At 63.6% G+C, this 20,994-nt stretch carries 20 protein-coding genes; 8 read left to right on the top strand and 12 right to left on the bottom strand.

Features of this window, described 5'->3' with window-relative positions:
• Positions 1-323: 323 nt before the first annotated feature.
• On the bottom strand, positions 324-1,535 hold the full coding sequence (gene tyrS / locus ISS97_RS01010; RefSeq protein WP_379987231.1) for a tyrosine--tRNA ligase: 1,212 nt from the start codon (positions 1,533-1,535) through the stop codon (positions 324-326).
• Positions 1,536-1,717: 182 nt separating this feature from the next.
• Between tyrS and ISS97_RS01005 the strand changes: the two genes are divergently transcribed.
• Positions 1,718-3,151: an OapA family protein gene (locus ISS97_RS01005; protein ID WP_379987232.1), complete on the top strand. Its 1,434-nt coding sequence runs from the start codon at positions 1,718-1,720 to the stop codon at positions 3,149-3,151.
• A gap of 13 nt (positions 3,152-3,164) precedes the next feature.
• Positions 3,165-4,283, top strand: coding sequence for an anhydro-N-acetylmuramic acid kinase (locus ISS97_RS01000; RefSeq protein ID WP_379987233.1), 1,119 nt, complete (start codon positions 3,165-3,167; stop codon positions 4,281-4,283).
• Here ISS97_RS01000 and ISS97_RS00995 read toward each other — a convergent pair.
• The 3 genes from ISS97_RS00995 to ISS97_RS00985 all read right to left on the bottom strand — a co-directional run bounded on the left by ISS97_RS00995 (position 4,275) and on the right by ISS97_RS00985 (position 6,807).
• The gene (locus tag ISS97_RS00995) at positions 4,275-4,580 is read right to left on the bottom strand and encodes a hypothetical protein (protein WP_379987234.1); all 306 of its coding nucleotides are present in this window, start codon (positions 4,578-4,580) and stop codon (positions 4,275-4,277) included. The genes ISS97_RS01000 and ISS97_RS00995 overlap by 9 nt on opposite strands.
• A 138-nt stretch (positions 4,581-4,718) precedes the next feature.
• Positions 4,719-6,035: an AmpG family muropeptide MFS transporter gene (locus tag ISS97_RS00990; RefSeq protein WP_379987235.1), complete on the bottom strand. Its 1,317-nt coding sequence runs from the start codon at positions 6,033-6,035 to the stop codon at positions 4,719-4,721.
• A 1-nt stretch (position 6,036) separates the two neighbouring features.
• Complete coding sequence (locus ISS97_RS00985; RefSeq protein WP_379987236.1) at positions 6,037-6,807, bottom strand: exodeoxyribonuclease III; 771 nt, start codon at positions 6,805-6,807, stop codon at positions 6,037-6,039.
• Positions 6,808-6,842: 35 nt separating this feature from the next.
• Here ISS97_RS00985 and ISS97_RS00980 point away from each other — a divergent pair, with 35 nt between their 5' ends.
• The 3 genes from ISS97_RS00980 (at position 6,843) to ISS97_RS00970 (ending at position 8,756) form a co-directional block, all read left to right on the top strand.
• Complete coding sequence (locus ISS97_RS00980) at positions 6,843-7,337, top strand: GNAT family N-acetyltransferase (protein ID WP_379987237.1); 495 nt, start codon at positions 6,843-6,845, stop codon at positions 7,335-7,337.
• A 24-nt stretch (positions 7,338-7,361) separates the two neighbouring features.
• Positions 7,362-8,009, top strand: a complete 648-nt coding sequence (gene pyrE / locus ISS97_RS00975; protein ID WP_379987238.1) for an orotate phosphoribosyltransferase — start codon at positions 7,362-7,364, stop codon at positions 8,007-8,009.
• 105 nt (positions 8,010-8,114) lie between these two features.
• The gene (locus tag ISS97_RS00970) at positions 8,115-8,756 is read left to right on the top strand and encodes a DUF4124 domain-containing protein (RefSeq protein WP_379987239.1); all 642 of its coding nucleotides are present in this window, start codon (positions 8,115-8,117) and stop codon (positions 8,754-8,756) included.
• 57 nt (positions 8,757-8,813) lie between these two features.
• Here ISS97_RS00970 and ISS97_RS00965 read toward each other — a convergent pair whose 3' ends face one another.
• From ISS97_RS00965 to coaBC, 3 genes are read right to left on the bottom strand one after another with little or no spacing between them, the layout of a single operon-like run.
• Entirely contained in the window at positions 8,814-11,135 is a 2,322-nt protein-coding gene (locus ISS97_RS00965; RefSeq protein WP_379987240.1) for a phosphomannomutase/phosphoglucomutase, read from the bottom strand.
• A gap of 24 nt (positions 11,136-11,159) precedes the next feature.
• Positions 11,160-11,615 (bottom strand): dUTP diphosphatase, encoded by a 456-nt coding sequence (gene dut, locus ISS97_RS00960; protein ID WP_379987416.1) that lies wholly within the window; start codon positions 11,613-11,615, stop codon positions 11,160-11,162.
• Positions 11,616-11,629: 14 nt separating this feature from the next.
• Complete coding sequence (gene coaBC / locus ISS97_RS00955) at positions 11,630-12,835, bottom strand: bifunctional phosphopantothenoylcysteine decarboxylase/phosphopantothenate--cysteine ligase CoaBC (RefSeq protein ID WP_379987241.1); 1,206 nt, start codon at positions 12,833-12,835, stop codon at positions 11,630-11,632.
• Positions 12,836-12,931: 96 nt separating this feature from the next.
• On the opposite strand from coaBC, the gene radC reads away from it, so the two are divergent.
• From radC to ISS97_RS00940, 3 genes are all read left to right on the top strand, one after another.
• The gene (radC, locus tag ISS97_RS00950) at positions 12,932-13,603 is read left to right on the top strand and encodes a RadC family protein (RefSeq protein WP_379987242.1); all 672 of its coding nucleotides are present in this window, start codon (positions 12,932-12,934) and stop codon (positions 13,601-13,603) included.
• A gap of 538 nt (positions 13,604-14,141) precedes the next feature.
• Positions 14,142-15,830, top strand: coding sequence for an arginine--tRNA ligase (gene argS / locus ISS97_RS00945; RefSeq protein ID WP_379987243.1), 1,689 nt, complete (start codon positions 14,142-14,144; stop codon positions 15,828-15,830).
• Complete coding sequence (locus ISS97_RS00940; RefSeq protein WP_379987244.1) at positions 15,831-16,559, top strand: SPOR domain-containing protein; 729 nt, start codon at positions 15,831-15,833, stop codon at positions 16,557-16,559.
• Positions 16,560-16,634: 75 nt separating this feature from the next.
• Here ISS97_RS00940 and ISS97_RS00935 read toward each other — a convergent pair whose 3' ends face one another.
• The 5 genes from ISS97_RS00935 to ISS97_RS00915 form a co-directional block, all read right to left on the bottom strand.
• Complete coding sequence (locus ISS97_RS00935) at positions 16,635-16,949, bottom strand: hypothetical protein (RefSeq protein WP_379987245.1); 315 nt, start codon at positions 16,947-16,949, stop codon at positions 16,635-16,637.
• Positions 16,950-17,088: 139 nt separating this feature from the next.
• Positions 17,089-17,949, bottom strand: coding sequence for an NAD(P)-dependent oxidoreductase (locus ISS97_RS00930; protein WP_379987246.1), 861 nt, complete (start codon positions 17,947-17,949; stop codon positions 17,089-17,091).
• A 149-nt stretch (positions 17,950-18,098) separates the two neighbouring features.
• Positions 18,099-19,271 (bottom strand): DUF3734 domain-containing protein, encoded by a 1,173-nt coding sequence (locus ISS97_RS00925; RefSeq protein ID WP_379987247.1) that lies wholly within the window; start codon positions 19,269-19,271, stop codon positions 18,099-18,101.
• Between the two features lie 4 nt (positions 19,272-19,275).
• Positions 19,276-20,019: an acetoacetate decarboxylase gene (locus tag ISS97_RS00920; RefSeq protein ID WP_379987248.1), complete on the bottom strand. Its 744-nt coding sequence runs from the start codon at positions 20,017-20,019 to the stop codon at positions 19,276-19,278.
• A 103-nt stretch (positions 20,020-20,122) separates the two neighbouring features.
• Positions 20,123-20,908, bottom strand: coding sequence for a 3-hydroxybutyrate dehydrogenase (locus tag ISS97_RS00915; protein ID WP_379987249.1), 786 nt, complete (start codon positions 20,906-20,908; stop codon positions 20,123-20,125).
• Between the last annotated feature and the right edge of the window lie 86 nt (positions 20,909-20,994).

Below are 20,994 nucleotides of genomic sequence, written 5' to 3'. Positions count from 1 at the left end.
CCCACACAAGTCACCTGCGCACACTGTCAAAGATCAATCACTTGCGACCGTTTCTTCCGATCGCCCCGAGACGTTTCGTCCCGGGTGAGCCGCCCATTCTACATCGTCTTTCTAGTCCGTCAACACCTGCCGAAAAGTTTTTTCAGTGGTGGTTGCCGTGCGAAGAAGATGCGTCGCGGCGGGGTGGCGAATACTAGGGAGGAGGCCCCGTTTTGACAAGCGCTTTTGTGAAATTATTTTGAAATTTTTCGTAACCGCTTGTTCTTACATGAAGCACGCGCATGCAGAGAGTCGAGTTGCCGGAAACAACCCGCCACCCACACTCAAGCAAGCTTCAAAGCAACACGGGCAAAGTTGCGCTTACCCACCTGCAGCACAGCCTCAAAGCCCGCCTCGAACACACGCTGCGCGTCCTCCACGACTTCGGTGTCGATGCGCACCGCACGCTCTTTAAGTTTGCGGTTCGCCTCCGAGTTGCTCGACGTAAGCCCCGCCGCCGTAAGTAATGCGGGGAGTCGAAGACCCTCTGCGGGCACAACAATTTCGGTTAGCGGCAGCAAGTTGGTATCACCCTCGCCACGCACCACGGCATGCCAGCCGGCGATAGCCTGCTCGGCGGCGGTCACGCCGTGGAAGCGCGCAGCCAGTTCGTGCGCGAGACGCAGCTTGGCATCACGCGGATTCAGCGCACCGCTCTGGATATCGCCTTTCATCTGTTCCATCTCACTCAGCGACACTTCGAAGCTGAGCAGCTCGAACCAGCGCCACATCAGCTCATCGCCGATCTTCATGGTCTTGGTGACGATATCGATCGCCGGTTCGTTGATGCCGATGTAGTTGCCCAGCGACTTGGACATCTTGTTGACGCCATCCAGGCCTTCCAGCAGAGGCATGGTCAGCACGATTTGTGGCGGTTGGCCGTGGTGCTCCTGCAGCGCGCGCCCCATCAGCAGGTTGAATTTCTGATCGGTGCCGCCGAGCTCGACGTCGCATTTGAGCGCAACCGAGTCGTAGCCCTGCACCAGCGGATACAGGAACTCATGGATCGCGATCGGCTGTTGTGCGGCATAGCGCTTGGCGAAGTCATCGCGTTCAAGCATGCGTGCCACGGTATGTTGGGCCGCGAGCTTGATCATGTCGGCCGCGGTCATCTGGCCGAACCATTCGGAGTTGAAGCGCAGCTCGGTTTTGTCGCGATCGAGCACTTTGTAGACCTGCTCGGCGTAGGTCTCGGCATTGGCCAGCACGTCTTCGCGCGTCAATGGCTTGCGTGTGACGTTCTTGCCAGTGGGGTCACCGATCATGCCGGTGAAGTCGCCAATAAGAAAAATCACCTGGTGCCCCAGATCCTGGAACTGGCGCATCTTGTTCAACAGCACGGTATGGCCTAGATGCAGATCCGGCGCGGTCGGATCGAAACCCGCCTTGATGCGCAGCGGACGCCCGCTCTTGAGCCGCTCGACCAATTCCTCCTGCTTGATGATCTCGTCGGCGCCTCGCGCAATGGTGGCCAGGGCCTGCTCAAGCTCGTTCATGTCGTCCTCAAATCTTGATTGTCTAGACAGCCAAACCATCGACGGCCGTCACGTCGCTGCGTTAATTGTGCGTTAATCGGAAAGATCGCGCAAACCATTGATGGAAAAGGCGTTGACGCCATTTACACATGACCGTTATGGTACGCGGCATTACATAATTTGTACCGCGGGGCACGCAGGGCATGGGAGAGGAAACACTGATCGCGCGCGCGGCGCGCAAGCAGGCTATCCGCCGTAAGGCGCAGCGCCGACACTCCCATTTCTACGAGCGTTTCTCCCATTGGTCGTTCTGTAATCACACCGACGCCGAGCCGATCCGCTGGCATCGCGAACGATGGATGCTCGCGGGCACCGCGATGCTCATCACCGTACTTTCCGGCTTCATTATTCCCGCCTGGGCCAGCGCCATGCGCCCCGACCCGGCACCCGCCGCCCACACCATGCTGCCGCTGGCCCTGCCCAAGGCGCTGCCGACCACCGTCCATGCCCCGACGGTGGAAGACTGGCACATCGTGCAGGTGCAGCCCGGCCAGACGCTATCCGACATCTTCCAGGGCCAGGGTCTAAGTCTTACCGATTTACAGCGCGTGATGGATGAAGCGCGCGATGCCAAGGCGCTGCATAACATCCACCCGGGCCAGGAGTTCGACTTCCTGCTCGGCAGCGATGGCAGCCTGCGCGGCATCCGCTTCGACAAAGACGAATCCAATCGCGCCATCGTCCGCTTCGATGGCGACAAGCCCACGGTAACCGCGCAGACGCGCGAAGTGGAGCATCGCGAGCACGTAGTACACGGCAGCATCGACAGCTCGCTGTTCGCCGCCGGCTCGAAGGCGGGCATGAGCAACGCGATGGTGCTCAAGCTGGCCGAACTCTTCAAATACGATATCGACTTTGTGCAGGACCTGCGCGAAGGCGACAGCTTCACCGTGATCTACGATGACGTGTATCGCGATGGTGCGTACCTGCACGAGGGCGAGATCGTTGCCGCCGAGTTCGTGAATCAGGGTGACCGCTACACGGCCTACCGCTTCAAGAAGGATGACGGCAGCTACGGCTGGTTCAGTGAGGACGGCCGCACGATCCAGAAGTCATTCCTGCGTATTCCGGTGGACTTCACCCGCATCTCCTCGCAGTTCAGCGCGGCCCGCATGCATCCGATCCTGGGCCGCATGCGCGCACACCAGGGTGTGGACTATGCCGCTCCCACCGGCACGCCGATCCATGCAGCCGGCGACGGCGTGGTGAAGTTCAAGGGTTGGATGAATGGCTACGGCAACTTTGTGGTCATCCAACACAACAGCTCGATCAGTACGGCCTACGGACATATGTCCAAGTTCGCCAACGTGAAACTCGGCCAGCACGTGAGCCAGGGCTCCGTGATTGGCTACGTTGGCATGACGGGTCTCGCCACCGGCCCGCATCTGCACTACGAATTCCGCGTCAACAACGTCCAGCGCGATCCGCAGAAAGTGACCTTGCCCAAGCCCGAGCCCCTGCCCGGCGCCCAGCTGGCCAAGTTCAAGTCGCAAGTTGTGCAGCCGCAACTGGCCCGCCTCAAGACACTGGACGCCAACGTCAAGCTGGCCCGCGCCAGCGGTCGCAACGACGACTGAGCCTGAGTCGCACGTGGATGACGCCACCGCGCTTTATATCGGTCTGATCTCTGGCACCAGCGCCGACGGTATTGATGCCGCGCTGGTGCGCTTCGAGCAGAACCAGCCACAACTAGTGGCCGCGCTTACCCACCCGTGGCCGGCAGCGTTGCGCACTCGCATTCTCGCTGTGGCGCAGGATGAAACCCGTCTGGATCTCGATGCTTATGGTCGGCTTGATGTCGCCATCGGCCAGTGCTTTGCAGAAGCCACGCAACGGCTGTTGGAACACAGCGGCACACCGGCATCCGCCGTACGCGCAGTGGGGTCGCACGGACAAACCCTGCGACACCGCCCGCATGGCGAGCATCCCTTTACGTTGCAGGTCGGCGACCCCTCGGTGATCGCCGAGCGCTGCGGCATCGACGTGGTTGCGGATTTTCGCCGCGCCGACGTCGCCGCGGGTGGTCAAGGCGCGCCCTTACTGCCGGCAGTACACGCGATGCTGCTTTCCGCTGCGGGGAAGACCCGTGTGGTACTCAACCTTGGCGGCATTGCGAACATCACCGTGCTGGGTGCCGATGGCCGTGTCTTCGGCTTCGACACCGGTCCCGCCAACGGGCTGATGGACGCCTGGTGTCTGCGCCATCGTGGCGAAGCTTTCGATCGGGATGGCGAATTCGCGCGCAGCGGCACAGTGGATCAATCCCTGCTTGCTGCATTGCTGGCCGATCCCTACTTCGCCCTGCCCCCGCCCAAGAGTACCGGCCGCGAACACTTTCACCTGACGTGGCTGGACGCGCATCCACGTGTCGCCACGCTTGCTCCAGCCGACGTACAGGCAACGCTGCTGGAGTTTTCCGCTCGTAGCGTGGCCGAAGCTATCGAGCGCGTCGCGCCGGATGCGGTCGACGTCCTGGCCTGTGGCGGCGGCGTGCACAACGGCATGTTGATGCGGCGGCTTGCGGATTTGCTGGCCCCACGGACAGTGGAGAGCACGGCGAGCTTTGGTGTGGATCCGGACTACCTGGAAGCCACCGCCTTCGCTTGGCTGGCGCGGCAGCGCCTGTTGGGACTACCCGGCAACTTGCCGACGGTTACCGGCGCACGCGGACCACGTGTTCTGGGCGCCATCTACCCGACTTCAGCTTAAGGGTTCGTCCAAGGCCAGGTTCGCTGGCGAGAGCTGCGTCGGCTGTGCCAATGACAACGCCTGGATAGCCTCCTGGAACGCCGCCTTCTCCTTGGCATCCCACTGGCCGCTCAGCACCGTCAGCTCACCGGGATCGAGCATGGTCTCGGCAAAGATGTTGCCGCTGGCCGCCATACCCAAGCCGTGCCGCAAGGCATGCAGCACGACATCATTGATCGACCATTGCCTGTCTTTGGCCAACGACTTGATGCGCTCGGCCATCAGATTGTCGATATGGCGAATGACGATGTCTGGCACAGGCGCTACTCCGCAATCCACGCATGGCCCCCTGATGCGGGCATGGTGATCACGGCGCCGCCAACTGGCAAGTCGGCCGTTTGGCTGAATCCGCGGCGTGGTTGGCAATCCTGGCGAGTCGCCCGGACTGCATGGGGTCTAACCGGCTTCGCTCGCCTCCCGTGCCCGCTCGGCGCCCCGGTGATAAGGCCACAAATACAGGAACAACAGCGTCGCCGGCAGGATCGCCACCACGGTGATGACGAAGTACGCGCCGTAGCCCGTAGACATGGCTATACCGCCGGCAAAGAAACCCAGCAGCTTGCCCGGCAGGTTCACCATCGAACTGAGCAGTGCGTACTGCGTCGCTGTGTGCTGGCGATTCACCAACGAGGAAAGAAACGCCACCGTCGGCGGCCCCAGGATGCCCAGGGTCAGGTTCTCGCAGGAAATGACCAGGGTCAGTACCAGCAGATTCCCGGGATGCGCGATCACCAGCAGATACAGCAGATTGGTGGCACCGCAGAGCACGATGGTCACCCCCAGGGTGCGCCATGCGCCCCAGCGCGCCACCGCCGCACCGCCAATGAACACGCCGACGATGCCGATCCAGATGCCATAGATCTTGGTGATGGTGCCGATCTCGGTCTTGGAGAAACCCATGTCGCGGTAGAACGGACTCATCACGCCGCCGATGGTCGCCTGCTCGGGAATCTTGAACAGCAGGATGAACAACAGCGTCACGCCGGCAATATGCCAGCCATAGCGACGGAAGAAATCGGTGAAGGGATCCACCACCGCCTCGCGCATGGCCTCACCCCAGCCGCGCGGCCTGGCGCGAACCACATCCGGCTCGCGCGACATCAGCGTGGTGGCGATCGGCAGGCTCATGCCGATTGCCATGGCCACGTAGACCCAACTCCACGGCACATGGTCAGCCAGGATCAAGGCAAATGCGCCAGCCACGATCAGCGCGATGCGATAACCCAGCGAATAGGTCGCGACCAATGCACCCTGGGCTTCTACCGGCGCGATCTCAATGCGGTAAGCGTCCACCGCAATGTCCTGGGTAGCGCCGAAGAATGCCACCACCAGCGTCGCGCCAACGAAAGGCGCTAGCTGTGCGGGCGTCAGTACCGCCATAGCGAGTAGCCCGGCGGTCACACCCAGCTGTGCAAACAACAGCCAGCCGCGGCGCTGTCCGAGGCGTCGAAATCCAGGAAGCTTCCAATGGTCGAGCAACGGCGCCCAGACGAACTTGAACGCGTAAGTCATCCCCGCGCTCGCGATCATCGTGATGTCTTTCAGCTCGATGCCCTTTTCCTTGAGCCAGTACGCCAGCGTGCCGGCGACCAGCAGAAAAGGTAGCCCGGACGAAAAGCCGAGCAGGAACATGGTCCAGGCCGCAGGCTGCGAAAATGCTCTCCACACTGACAGCCGCGCGGGTTTGGTCGCGGCGGTCGGCTTTGCCGCCATCTCAGTCGGCATAGTCGACGATAAACGGCGCGTGGTCGGAGAAACGTTCGTCTCGATAAACCGAGCAGGCTTTCAGGCGATCGCGCAGCGAGGGTGTCACCACCTGATAGTCGATGCGCCACCCCACATTGTTCTCGCGGGCGCGGCCGCGATTGGACCACCAGGTGTATTCGACCGCATCGGGCTTCAAAGCGCGGAAGCTGTCCACCCAGCCGCGCTCCTTGAACAACAGATCCAGCCACGCGCGCTCTTCGGGAAGACAGCCGGAATTCTTCTGGTTGGAGGTCCAGTTCTTGATGTCGTTCTTGGTGTGGACAATGTTCCAGTCGCCACAGATCACATAGTCGCGCCCGCTCTCCAGCCACTGCTGGAAGATCGGCGTGATCCATTCCATCACCTTGAACTTGAACTGTTGCCGCTCGTCGCCGGACGAACCGGACGGCACGTACAGCGACACCACGCTGAGATTGCCGAAGCGCGCTTCGATGTAGCGCCCTTCATTGTCGAATTCGTCCCAGCCCAGCTCAGTCAGCACCTTGTCCGGCTCGCGCCTGGCGTAGATCGCCACGCCGCTGTAGCCCTTCTTGCTGCTGGCGTCGCGATAGAAGCAATGATGCCCATCGGGACGGAACATCGGATCGCTGAGTTGATCCTCCTGCGCCTTGGTTTCCTGCAGACAGACGACGTCGGCCTTTTGCTTGCGGAGCCATTCGAACACGCCCTTGGTCGCGGCGGAGCGGATGCCATTGGCGTTCAGGCTGATGATGCGCATGCGAGGTCCTCAGGTGATGCGCCATCATAGCAACCATGTCCGCCCCTCCTGCCATTCGCGTCGCTCCCGTCGATGCCACGCTTCGTTCCGCCGTACTCGGATTGCAGGTACAGCCCGAGCAGTACGCTTACGTCAGCCCCATCGACGTATCGCTGGCCGATGCCGAGCAATGTCCCGCCAGCACGCCCATGGCGATCCTGCTCGAAAACATGCCGGTGGGTTACTACCGTATCGAGCACAGCGCCCGCACGGTGGCGGACCGCGATTTCGACGTGCCGGCGCTAGGGCTGCGCTCGTTCTTTATCGACACCCGCTGGCAAGGCCGAGGCTTCGGTGCGGCCGCCCTCGAAGCGCTGCGCATCGACCTGGCTACGCGACACCCGGATGCACGCTTGCTGGTGCTCACCGTGAACTGCCGCAACCTCGCGGCGCTGGCGCTTTACCAGCGGACCGGCTTCGTGGATAGCGGGGCGCTGTACCATGGCGGCCGTTCCGGGCCGCAGCATCTGATGTGGCGTCCGCTTCCCTGATCACCAACGCTTGCGAGACCTGCCGTGCACGATTATCAGCGCGATTTCATTGAACTTACCCTGCAGCGCGAAGTGCTGCGTTTCGGCGAGTTCACACTCAAATCCGGCCGCCAGAGTCCGTATTTTTTCAACATGGGCCGCATCGATTCCGGCGCCGCGCTCGCACGCCTGGGGCGCGCCTATGCCGCCGCCGTGGTGAATGCAGGGCTCAAGGTCGACATGCTGTTCGGTCCCGCCTACAAGGGCATTGCGCTGGCAGCCGCCACGGCGATCGCGCTGGCCGACCACCATAACCATGACCTGCCATGGGCGTACAACCGCAAGGAAGCCAAGGACCACGGCGAAGGTGGCGTACTGGTAGGCGCTCCCCTGAAGGGTCGCGTGCTGATCGTGGACGATGTGATGACCGCCGGCACCGCCGTGCGCGAATCGCTGGCGCTGATTCACGCCCAGGGCGCCACGCCGGCCGGCGTATTGATCGCCCTGGACCGCCAGGAACGCGGGCAGGGTTCGTTGTCCGCGGCACAGGAAGTCACGGCCGAATTCGGCATTCCTGTGATCGCCATCACCAGCCTCGCCGACGTCATGACTTACGCGGGCGAGCGCCCGGAGCTGGCGAGCGAGCATGCGCGCCTGCAGACATACCGGGAACGCTACGGCGTCACGGCATGAATCCCTCGACGGGCTGCCGGGGAGAACCGCGTCACAGCGGTAACCTTGACGTCGCCGGAACCTCTACTGGTGAAGGCTATACTCCCGCGCTCAAGGGGGAAGTCCATGCGTAAAGCCGGTTTCATGGTTGCCGCCGCTATCCTGGCGGCCAGTTCGTTCACCGCAGTCGCGCAGAACAGCAATGGCATGCGCTACAAATGGCGCGATGGCCAGGGTCTGCCGCACTACAGCGACAGCCTCACCACCGATGCCATCAAATATGGCTACGACGTGGTCAATGACCGCGGCCTGGTGATCCAGCACGTCGAACGCCAGCTCAATCCCGAGGAGCGCGCCGCCGCGCGCAAGCAGGCCGACGAGCAAGCGGCACAGCAACGTGCCACCCAGGAACGTGCCCGCAACGACTCGCAGATGCTGTCGGCCTACCCCAACGAGGCCGCCTACAAAGCCTCGTTGCAGCAAGAGCTGGACAACATCGACCAGCAGATCAACACCACCCGCCTTAACCTGCACAGCCAGGAAAAGGCGCTGACGGATCTACTGACCCGTGCTGGCGACCTCGAGCGCGCCAAGCAGCCGGTGCCGAAATTCCTCAACGACAGCATCGCCAAGCAGCGCGGCATCGTCTCTGGGCAGCGTGGCGCGCTGGATCGTCAGCAAGCCACACGCGACGCTGCTGCTCAGAAGATGGAACAGCAGTTGCAGCACTATCGCGAACTGAAGGCCATCCAGGCCAAAGGCCAGTAAAAAAAGAAACGCCACGCATAGCGTGGCGTTTCTTTTTGGAACGCAGTGAGTGCCGCGTTAGAACGGCAGCTTGAGCGCCGGATCGACCGCATGCAGCTGCTCGCGGAACACCTTCTGGATGCGCTTGAGTGCGGCCTCGTTATCCGCATCGAAACGCAGCACCAGAATCGGCGTAGTGTTCGAGGGACGCACCAGCCCCCAGCCGTCCGGCCAATCTGCACGCACACCATCGATCGTGGTGAGCGCCGCGTCGCCGAAGCTCGCGGTCTGGCGGAACTTCTCCATGAACTTATAGTGCTCGCCTTCCGCCATCTCGATCTTCAGCTCAGGCGTGGAGACGCCCTTCGGGCAGGTGGCGAAAATCTCTTCGGGCGTGCGCTCTTCCGGATCGCCGGCAAGAATCTCCAGCAGGCGGGCACCGGCGTAGATGCCGTCGTCGAAGCCGTACCAGCGCTCCTTGAAGAAGAAGTGGCCGCTCATCTCGCCGGCCAGCTCGGCCCCGGTCTCGCGCATCTTGCTCTTGATCAGCGAGTGGCCAGTGCGCCACATCAGCGGGCTGCCGCCGGCATCCAGAATCTGGCCCTTGAGATGGCCGGTGCACTTCACGTCATAGATGATAGTGGCGCCCGGCTGGCGCGACAGCACATCGCGCGCGAACAGCATCAGGGTGCGATCCGGGTAGATGATTTCACCGGACTTGGTGATTACGCCGAGGCGGTCGCCGTCACCATCGAAGGCCACGCCCAGGTCCGCGCCGGTGCTCTTCACGGCGAGGATCAGGTCTTCCAGGTTGTGCGGATCCGACGGGTCCGGATGGTGGTTCGGGAAGGTGCCGTCCACATCGCAATACAGCGGAATCACCTCGCAGCCGATGCCTTCCAGCACTTGCGGCGCCACGGCACCCGGGATGCCGTTGCCGCAGTCGACCACGATCTTCATGCGGCGCTCGGCCTGCACGTCGGACGTGATGCGCTCGATGTAGTCCGGCACCACATCGATATGGCGCAGACTGCCCTTGCCACCGCGCTCCAGCGCGTTGGAGGCGATGCGCTGGTACAGATCCTGGATGGCGCCCTCAGACAGGGTTTCGCCACCGACCACGATCTTGAAGCCGTTGTAGTCGGGCGGGTTGTGGCTGCCGGTAACCGCCACGCCGCTGCCGGTGTTGAAACGGTAAGCCGCGTAATAGACCACCGGGGTGGGTACAGCACCGATGTCGATCACGTCGATGCCCGCTTCGCGCAGGCCATCAGACAAAGCGCCGGCCAGCTCCGGGCCCGACAGGCGGCCGTCGCGGCCCACCACGATCTCGTGCAGCCCCTTCTCGCGCATCACCGTGCCGATCGCCTGGCCGAGCAGCTGGGCCACCTCCCGAGTCAGACTCTTGCCGACCACGCCACGCACGTCATAGGCGCGGAAGATGGTCGGATCCACACTGACTGGTGCGGCAGGGGTCATCGCAGGCTTGGCGGGACGGACGGCCACTGGCTTGGCCGGTTCGGGGGTGTTGTCAATCACATCGGACAAAATCGGTTCCTCAAGTTCGGTCTTGCGCTGGCCAGGCAAACGATCGCGCAGCCATAAGAGGTAAGCGCCACCGCCCAATCCCAGCAGCGCCAACAAGGCTGTCAGCGGCCAGAAACGCGGCAACACGATATAGGCGCCCGGCAAAGCCGCCACTACGTTGAGTGTGCTGCCGGCCACCGGTTTGCCTTGCGCCTCGTTGGTAGCGGATGCCGCACCATTGGCTAGCAGGCGCATATCGCCACGATTATCGCCCTGACGAAGCTCCAGTCTGCCCTCTGTCGGCAGAATAGCGTCGAAACGTGCCTGCATCGGCGCAAACGGCAACTCGAACCAGACCCAGGCCGCGGGCCGCTGCGCCGCACCGACCGGCAACACTAAGGTGAGGCGACGATCGCTCCCGCTCCTGGCTATGGTCTGCGCCAGCGTGTCGCCATCGGCGGTCTGTGCAGCCATCAGCTGCGCCGCTTTGGCGTAACCGAACTCGCGATAGTTGGCATGCAGCACTTCGTCGAGACTGCCACTGAAGAATTCCAGCACCTGGACCTGCGGCAGCTTGCTGCGCAGCGAGGCCGTGGCCTGTGCGGGATCAGCCTGCAGGGCCGCCAGATCCAGTCCGGCCAGGGCATGTTCTAGCACCCCGCGCTCTTGGGCGAGCTCCGCCGCCATGGCCTGCACGGCCTGATCCTGTGCCTGGTGCACACGCGCGATGGCACTGTCTTCGTCGGCGATCAGCCACGTCTGCCAAGCACAGAACAAGCCCAGCAACACCAGTAGTGTGCCGGTAGCGAGCCAGAGCAGGCGCCGCCAGTCGATCTGCCGGCCACGCAGCCCCCTTGCGATGTCTATCGCCATACCCTGTCCCCTACAGGTGGTGATTCAGTTGACGCCAGTCGAGCCAAAACCGCCTTCGCCCCGCTGCGAAGGCGCGAATTCCGTCACTACGTTCAAACGCGCCTGCGCTACCGGCACCAGCAGCAGCTGAGCGATGCGATCGCCCACTTCAATGGTGTAGGGCTGCGTGCCGCGGTTCCAACAGGAAATCATCAGCGGGCCCTGGTAGTCGGCGTCGATCACGCCCACCAGATTGCCCATCACCAGACCATGTTTATGACCCAGTCCCGAGCGCGGCACGATCAAGGCGCACCAGCCAGGGTCGCCGATATGGATCGCGATGCCGCTGGGCACCAGGGCACTTTCGCCGGGCGCCAGGGTTAGCGGCGTTTCGACGGCCGCACGCAGATCCATGCCGGCACTGCCGATGGTCGCCGCCTGCGGCAACGGGATGCTCTGCCCCAGACGCGGGTCGAGGATCTTCAGCTCGACATCCACCACCGACGACTTGGCCGTCACTGGCGTACCGCCTTGTAGCGCTGCGCGACCTGCGCGACGAGCTGGTGCGCCAGCTCCGTCTTGCTGGCGCGCGGCAGCTCCACCGAACCACCGGCCCAGTAGAGGTTCAATGCATTGTCGGCCGCCTCGAAACCGAGGCCGTCCCCCACCTGGTTGGCGGCAATCATGTCCAATCCCTTGCGTTGCAATTTGTCCTGCGCGTAGGACGCCACATCATGCGTTTCCGCGGCGAATCCGACCAGGAAGGGGTGCACGGTTTGCGCAGAGAGACTGGCCAGGATGTCCGGATTCTCGGCCAGCTCCAGGGTCAACCCTGCGCCGCCGTGCTTCTTCAGCTTCTGAGGGGCGACCGCGGAAGGGCGATAGTCGCCCACTGCCGCGGCACCCACATAGATATCCGCCTGAGCGGCCGCCGCGAGCACTGCGACATGCATCTCAGCGGCACTGCGCACATCAATGCGATGCGCAACACCGGCCGGCGTCGCCAGGGTCACCGGACCGGCCACCAGGGTTACCGCCGCGCCGGCCTGCGCGGCGGCCTCCGCCACGGCGAAACCCATGCGACCGGAGCTGCGGTTGCCGATGAAGCGCACCGGGTCGATGTCTTCATAAGTCGGCCCCGCGCTCACGACGACCTTCAATCCGCGCAGCGCCTCGCTGCCAAAAGAAGCCACCAGCGCCTCGCGCAATTCCAGCGGTTCGAGCATGCGGCCGGAACCGATATCGCCGCAGGCCTGGTCGCCCGAAGCCGGACCAAGCAGATGCACGCCGCGGCGACGCAACGTCGCCACGTTTTCCTGCACCGCCGGGTGCGCCCACATCTGCTGGTTCATGGCCGGCGCCACATAGAGCGGTGCGGCACTGGCCAGGCACAGGGTGGTCAGCAGGTCACTGGCCATGCCATGCGCAAGGCGGGCGATCAGGTCGGCGCTAGCCGGCGCGATGATGATCCGCTCCGCCCAGCGCGCCAGCTCGATATGGCCCATCGCCATCTCGGCCTGTTCGTCCCACAGACTCACCCGCACCGCTTGGCCGGACAGTGCCTGGAACGTGGTCGCGCTGACGAAATGGGTGGCGCCCTCGGTCATGACCACGCGCACGTCGGCGCTGAGGTCGCGCAGGCGGCGGACCAGCTCGCAGGACTTATAGGCGGCGATGCCGCCCGACACGCCGAGCAGGATGCGACGGTTGGCAAGTTGCATGTAAGACGGGCCTGACAAACGGGCAGACGCGTAGCTTACCGGATTCACTTCTCTCCACCGCTGCCCCGGCGCATCGCGATCCGACACGCTGAGCGCATGAGTATTCGTGACTGGCCGGAGGGCGAACGCCCCCGCGAAAAACTTCTCCGCTGTGGCACCCATGGGCTTTCCGACGCCGAACTGATCGCCGTGTTGCTGGGCAGCGGCGTACGCGGCAAGGACGCCATTACCCTGGGGCGCGAACTGATCGGCCGTGCCGGCGGCCTGCACGCTCTGCTGGCCGACCCCGACCACACCACACAAAGCCCCGGCATCGGCCCCGCCAAACGGGCCCGCCTGGTCGCCGCACTGGAGCTGGCCCGCCGCTCGCTCGGCGAACAGCTCACTGCCGGCACCGGCCTGCGCAACCCGCGCGACAGCGGCGACTATCTGCGCGCCCGCCTGCGGCACCTGCCATACGAAGTCTTTGCCTGCCTGTATCTGGACAACCGGCACCGCGTGCTGGCCTTCGAGGAACTGTTCCGCGGCACAGTGGACGGCGCCAGCGTGCATCCACGCGAAGTGGTTCGCGCCTGCCTCAAGCACAACGCCAGCGCGGTGATCCTGGCGCATAACCATCCTTCGGGCGTGGCCGAGCCCAGTAGCGCGGATCGCGCGATCACCCGCGCGTTGCGCGATACCTTGCAACTGGTGGACGTGCGGGTGCTCGACCATCTGGTCATCGGCACGGATGAACCGGTTTCGATGGCGGCGCTGGGGATGCTCTAAGCACCTGCCCCGCCTTCACTTAGCCCATGGCTGACCTGGGCTGGGCACTTTGGCTCCAGAAAGAACAACGGCGCGGTTGGGGACCGCGCCGTTAGGCCGTTTTTGGGGAGGGTGAGAGTGACGGCATCTCGCGTACCCCGTCCGCGGGGAGGGTGCTTGGGGGTACGGGCGGCATTGTCGCGGCGCCGCATGACAGGAGCATGACGTCGCCGGGGGCGTAAGTGCTGGCCCCGGGACGGCCCAACTTATGCACACAGACGCAAAAACGGCCCTTGCCGGCCGCCTTATGTCGAAGCCCTCAGATTGTCACTCCAACCATTTGATTTGAGACAATTATTTTCATGACACTTGCATTTCCACCCGGAAAATCCCGCTACACATTCGCCGCGCCCCAGCTTTCCCCACAGACTTATCCACAGGCCGGACGCTCGCAACGCAGCAAGCGGGGAAGCCACGCCAGCGCCAGCGCTCCTGTGTGCGGAGACGGTGATGTGGCTCTGATACGATTGCTGGTTCCATCGAAGCCCGACCCATTCCCGTGAAACAACCGCTGCGCGACTTGCTGCTGCAGGCCATCCATACCCTGCAGAACGACTCCACCCTGCCCGCCGAGCTCGAAGTGCCGAACTTCGTGATCGAGCGCACGCGCAACCGCGACCACGGCGATTTCGCCAGCAACGCGGCCATGCTGCTGGCCAAGCCGGCCCGCGCCAAGCCGCGCGAACTGGCGGAAAAGTTGGTCGCCGCGCTGCCTGCCAACGATCTGGTGGCCAAAGTGGAGATCGCCGGCCCGGGCTTCATCAACTTCTTCCTGGCCCCGGGCGCCTATCACGCCGAAGTGCGCCGCATCCTGGCGGAAGGCGACACCTACGGCCGCAACACCAGCGGCAACGGTATCACCGCCGGTGTGGAGTTCGTCTCAGCCAACCCGACTGGCCCCCTGCACGTCGGCCACGGCCGTGCGGCGGCCATCGGCGACTGCCTGAGCCGCCTGCTCGACGCGAACGGCTGGGACGTGAAGCGCGAGTTCTACTACAACGACGCCGGCGTGCAGATCCAGAACCTGGCCATCTCCACCCAGGCGCGCGCCCGCGGCCTTGCCCCCGGCGATGCCGGCTGGCCGGAGGATGGTTACCGCGGCGACTACATCGCTGACGTGGCCAAGGCCTATATGGCCGGCGAATCGGTAGTGGCCGACGGTCACACGATCACAGGCGCCAAGGACGTCGACAACCTCGACGCCATCCGCCAGTTCGCCGTCGCCAGCCTGCGCCGTGAACAGGACTTGGACCTGCAGGCCTTCGGCGTCGGTTTCGACACGTATTTCCTCGAGTCCTCGCTGTACACCGACGGCAAGGTCGAGGAAACCGTGCGCGAACTGGTTGCCCATGGCCACACCTACGAGGAAGGCGGCGCGCTGTGGCTGCGCACCACCGATTTCGGTGACGACAAGGACCGCGTCATGCGCAAGTCCGACGGCACCTACACCTACTTCCTGCCCGACGTGGCCTATCACCGCAGCAAATGGCTGCGCGGCTACGTGCGCGCCATTACCGAACTTGGTTCGGACCATCACGGTTCGCTTGCCCGCGTGAAGGCGGGCCTGCAGGCGCTGGATTGCGGCATTCCCAAGGGCTGGCCGGAGTACGTGCTGCACCAGATGGTGACAGTGATGCGCGGCGGCGAAGAGGTGAAGATCTCCAAGCGCGCCGGCAGCTACGTCACCCTGCGCGACCTGATCGACGAGGTCGGCAAAGATGCAACGCGCTACTTCCTGATCTCGCGCAAGGCCGACTCGCAACTGGTGTTCGACATCGACCTGGCCCGCTCGCAGAGCAACGACAACCCGGTTTACTACATTCAATACGCTCACGCCCGCGTATGCAGCGTGCTGCGCCAGGCCGGCGAGAAAGGGTTCACCTTCGATCTGCAGAATGGCCTGGCCCAGCTGGCGCGGCTGGACAACGAGCACGAGCAGATCCTGCTGACCGAACTGTCGAAGTATCCGGAGCAGGTCGAGGCTTCCGCAGTGAACCTCGAACCGCATGTGATCGCCAACTGGCTGCGCGAACTGGCGAACGCGTTCCACACGTACTACAACTCGTACCAGTTCCTGGTGGAAGACAAGGACCTGCGCGACGCGCGCCTCGCCCTGGTGGTGGCGGCACGGCAGGTACTCAGGAATGGTCTGGATTTGCTGGGCCTCAGCGCCCCGGAGAGCATGTAAATGGCAGCACGCAAGGGCAAAGGCCGTCAGGCCGTGCGCAACAACGGCGGTGGATTCCCGGCCTGGGGCTGGGCCGTCATTGGCATCCTGGTGGGTGCCGTGCTGATGTTCGCCATGCGCGGCAAGCTGCCGATGGGTACGCGGCCCGGCGACGCCCCGCAGCCGAACCCGCAGGCTACCGCGCAGCACGGCAGCGACGCTGGCGCGGTCGAACCGGCCGCCACCGAATCCGCGCCGGCGCCAAAGAAACCGCAGTTTGATTTCTATTCGGTGCTGTCTGAGAAGGAAGTGCGCATCCCGGACGCCGTGATCAGCGCCCAGGCCCGCGCGGAACAACAGAAACAACAGCAGCTCGCGCAGCAACAGGCACAGGCCGCACAGCAGGCGCAGCAGCAGGCCGCCGCGCAGCGCGCACCCGCCAATGCACCGACGGCCGTGACCGAGAACGTCACCGCCGCGCCCGCACCCGCCGCTCCGCCGGCGGCGTCTGGCGGTGGTGGTTACCTGTTGCAGGTCGGCGCGTTCCCGAGCGCCGCGGATGCAGATACCCTGAAGGCCAAGCTGGCGCTGCAGGGTTTTGTCGCCAACGTGGCCTCGGTCAACGTCAACGGCCAGACCTACAACCGCGTGCGCCTGGGTCCGTTCAAGTCAGCCACCGAGCTGGAGTCGACTAAGCAGCGCCTGGCTTCGGCCGGCATCAATGCCATTGCATTGAAGGAAGGCAAGTAACTCTGTCTGCCGGCTGGCGCGGCAAACAAGCACACTGAAACGACAAGGGCGCCGATGGCGCCCTTGTCGTTTGGATCACGTGGTCGATTTGCCCATCTTCGATTTGATCAAACCAATGATGATCATCAGGATGGCGCCACCCACACCACCACCGCCGACTTGCGTCAGGATGGACGAGAGATCCATCCCGCCACCGGCTGCTCCTGCAGCCGCCGCTCCCGCTCCACCGCCAAGCACGGCGGACAGAATCTGTCCCCCGATGCCGCCGCCGACGATACCGGCCAGCGAATTGCCGAGCGTGCCGAGGTTGAAGTTCTTTAGCGCCGCGCCAGCGACATTGCCGCCGACTGCGCCACTGACCAATTGAACAACCAAGCTGGGTATATCCATGGGCCCCTCTCAGTGCAAAGTGGTGAACGGCTTGCGTCCTGCCGCGGCACAGCGCACTACCCCGCGCAGGCGCGCCACCTATATACCCATGCATGCCACCCGGCAAGTTTCCGCCAGGCTTGGCGCCCAAGGTCTCCGCTCAGCCCTTTCGCTTGAGGCGGATAAGCGCCGAGATATCGTCGTCGCCATAACCCTGGCTCATCAGCTCGGCGTAGTCGGCCAGCGACTTCTCGATCACTGTGCGATCCGTGCCGGCGGCCTCGGCAATGCTACGCACGATGCCCAGATCCTTATGCAGCAACGCAAGCTTGAAGCCAACACTGAACTCGTTGCGCAGCATGGTGGCGCCACGCTTCTCCAAGAACCAGCTTCCCGCCGCACCGGCGCCCAGCGTGGGCAGCAAACGTTCGGCATCCAGGCCCAGCGCCTCGCCAAGCGCAAGGCCTTCGCACACCGCCTGCGCAATACCGGCCACCAGCACCTGATTCACCGCCTTGGTCGCCTGCCCCGCACCGACTGCACCCAGATGCGTCACGCGCAGTGCATATGCTTCCAACACCGGCCGCGCCTTCTCCAATACCTGCGCATCGCCACCCACCATCACCGACAGCTTGCCGTTCTTCGCCCCCTCGACCCCGCCGGAAACCGGCGCATCCAGGAAAGCCACGCCCACCGCCGCCAACCTCGCCGCAGCCTGCTTGGCGGTATCGGGAGAAACCGTGGAATGATCGACGACGACCGCACCCGCTTTCAGATGCGGCGTCAATGTATCTACCGTCGCAAGCACATCCGCATCAGCCGTCACACATAGCGCGACGACATCGCACTGCGCCGCCAGCTCCGCCAGCGAAGGCGCCAGCACCCCCAGCTCCCGCGCCAGCGCATCCGCCTTTGACTGCGTGCGGTTGGCCACCGCATGTAATAGACCCTTGGACTTCAGATGCCCCGCCATCGGTGCGCCCATGGCACCGAGCCCGATAAATGCCGCTTTGAGAGTCATTGAAGTTTCCTTAGGGGTATAGAACGAAAGCGTCGCGATGGAACTTGCGATTTGGACGTCTATAGTAAATGAGGTCAGAGCAAAGTTGCCCTTGCTCAGGCTTTTGCCCTGACCTTCGGTCCCCCTATGCGGCGGTACGGGCCGGACGATCAGCCCCGATGAACGTCGTGGGTAACAAACGGATGCTCAGCGTCGGGCGCCTCCAGCCACTGCGGATGCGACAACGTATGCCGCATGTCGCTCAGGCCACTCTGCCAATGCGTATGCATGCTGCTCGCACTGAACTCGTAATCCTTGTAGTGCCCTTCGTACGGCTTGTCGCTATAGATCAAATGGATCAGGTTGGTCAGCGCACCCGAAGCACGCGCCTCTGCGCGGCGGTAGGCCGGATCGCTGCGCCGCTCCGGCAGCACCAGCGCCATCAAGTCATGCACCAGGCGCTGGTTCTCCTGGGTCAGGCGCATGTATTCGGTGATCAGGCGCGTGCGGCTGGAGTACTGGATTTCCTTGGCGCGCTCGGCCACGCCAGCGAGATCGCGCGGCAACTGCCCGGTGGCCCGCCACAAGTCGACCTGGAAAATCAGCGCATCGTGGCAAGGCCGCTCCGACAGCACTTTGTACAGCGGCGTGTTCGACACCATACCGCCGTCCCAATAGAACTCGCCGTCGATCTCCACCGCGGGGAAACCTGGAGGCAAAGCACCCGATGCCATGAAGTGCTCGACACGCAGCGGTCCCTGGCGATTATCGAAATAGGCGAAGTTGCCGGTGCGCACATTCACCGCGCCCACTGATACGCGCATCGAACGCTTGTCGTTGATGAGGTCGAAATCCACCAACCGCTCAAGCGTGCTACGCAGGGGTGAGGTGTCGTACCAACTGACCGTGGCGGGGCTGGCCGACCGCTGCAGAAACGGCGGCGGCAATCGCGGATAGAAAAAGCCTGACTGTCCTTCCGTCAATGCGCGCCATGCCGCCATGCCGCTGAACCCGTTCTGGAACGGCAGCGGCCATGCGCTGTAATCAAGTGCCGGCGTGGCCGGGAAAAATGGCGGCCTACAGATGGTTTCCCAGAACTCGCGCAGCCGTTCCACGCGATGCCCGATGGGATTGCCCGCGATGATCGCCGCATTGAGCGCGCCGATGGAAATACCGGCAATCCAGCTTGGCCGCAGGTCCGCCTCGGCCAGCGCCTGATACACACCGGCCTGGTAGGCACCGAGCGCACCACCGCCTTGCAGCACCAGCGCGACGGTGGGATAGGTCTCGCGCACCGCCTTCGCCATGGCCTGCACATTCGCGCCGCTCTTGTCGTTGCTCATGGCATCACACCTCGGCCAGATAGTCGTGCACCACCGTACCGAGGTCGAGCGTGAGATCGGTGATGAAATGCACCGCGGATTCGATTTTCAGCACCGGCAAATCGGCGACCGGCGCCAGCGCATGCGGATGCAGCTCCAGCGAGGCCGGCCCCGCCCACGCGCCCTTCAAGGTGACGTTGGTTGTGAAGTAACGCACCAGCTCGCAGATACGCGGCGTGCCATCCACATGCGGGATGATCTTGAGCAGGAAATTCGGCGCGGCCAGCGACGCCAGCACCGCCGCATGATCCGCATCGCGATGCTTGAAGCCCATGGTGGCCTTGGCCACGCGCACCTTGCCGTAGTCGAGCGTGCCGACGAGGGTATCGATCTCGGTTTCCAGCGCGGGACTGGCGAGTTTCTTCGGGAAACCCCACAACTCGCGCCCGCCAGCGATCGGCGGATGGTCATTGAGGTACATCGAATGCACGTAGCCGCCGTGCTCGCCGCGGAAGCTGACGGGAATCACCTGTCCCGATTCGGTGTAGTCGCCGAACCCGGTGGAGTCGGGCATGCGGATGAATTCGTACTTGACCAGCGGCTCACCGATTTCCAGCGGCTCCGGCACTACGGCGCGCAGTGCATCGGGATCGGTGCGGTAGGTGATAACCAGGAACTCGCGGTTGACGAAGCGGTATGGCCCACGCGGGAACGCGGGGCTGGTCAATGGCATGGCAAACGCGTTGGCTTTGATGTCAGCGATCTTCATCGGGCAACCCTTTGGCAGTTCCGCTCGGTGCGCGCCGTCGGCGCGCACTCCATGCAACGCATCGAAGCATGCGTCCCGCCAGAGATGGCGGGACGACAAGCGGTTACTGCATGTACCAGCCGTGGCTGACCACGAAGGATTGTCCCGTCAGCGCCGCCGAGGGGAACGCCGCCAGGAAGAGCGCGGTTTCCGCGATGTCCTCGACCGTGGTAAATACGCCGTCCACAGTGTCCTTGAGCATCACGTTCTTGATCACGTCGGCCTCGCTGATGCCCAGTTCCTTGGCCTGCTCGGGAATCTGCTTCTCGACCAGCGGCGTGCGCACAAAGCCCGGGCAGATCACGTGCGAGCGCACGTTATAAGCCGCGCCTTCCTTTGCCAACGTGCGGGCCAGGCCGAGTAGGCCGTGCTTGGCGGTGACATAGGCGGATTTGAGCTTGGACGCTTCGTGCGAGTGCACCGAACCCATGTAGATCACGGTGCCGCCCTGCTTGTCTTTGTACATGTACTTCAGCGCGGCCTTGGTGGTGAGAAAGCCGCCGTCGAGGTGGATCGCCAGCATCTTCTTCCAATCGGCAAAAGCGAACTGGTCGATCGGGTTGATGATCTGCACGCCAGCATTGGAGATCAGGATATCCAGCCGGCCGAACGCCGCCACCACCTTGTCGGTGCCGGCGTTCACCGCCGCCTCGTCGGTGACGTCCATCGCCACACCGATGGCCTTGCCACCGGCCGCATTGATCTCCGCCGCCGCCGCATCGGCCGCCTGCTGGTTGATGTCGGCGATCGCCACGGCCGCGCCGTTCTTGGCGTACAGCTCGGCAATCGCTTTGCCGATGCCGCTTGCCGCTCCGGTGATCAGTGCAACCTTTCCGTCGAGACTTGCCATAACCGCTCCTTGCTTGGGGACTGGTTTGTAGGGGCGCACCTTAGTGCGCGATAGGCATATGGAAAGGCAGTCTCGTTACCGGTCGC

This window comes from Dyella koreensis, assembly GCF_044904565.1.
GTDB lineage: Bacteria > Pseudomonadota > Gammaproteobacteria > Xanthomonadales > Rhodanobacteraceae > Dyella_D > Dyella_D koreensis.
The sequence above is the reverse complement of the archived record's forward strand: the minus strand, read 5'-3'. Positions and strand labels throughout refer to the sequence as shown.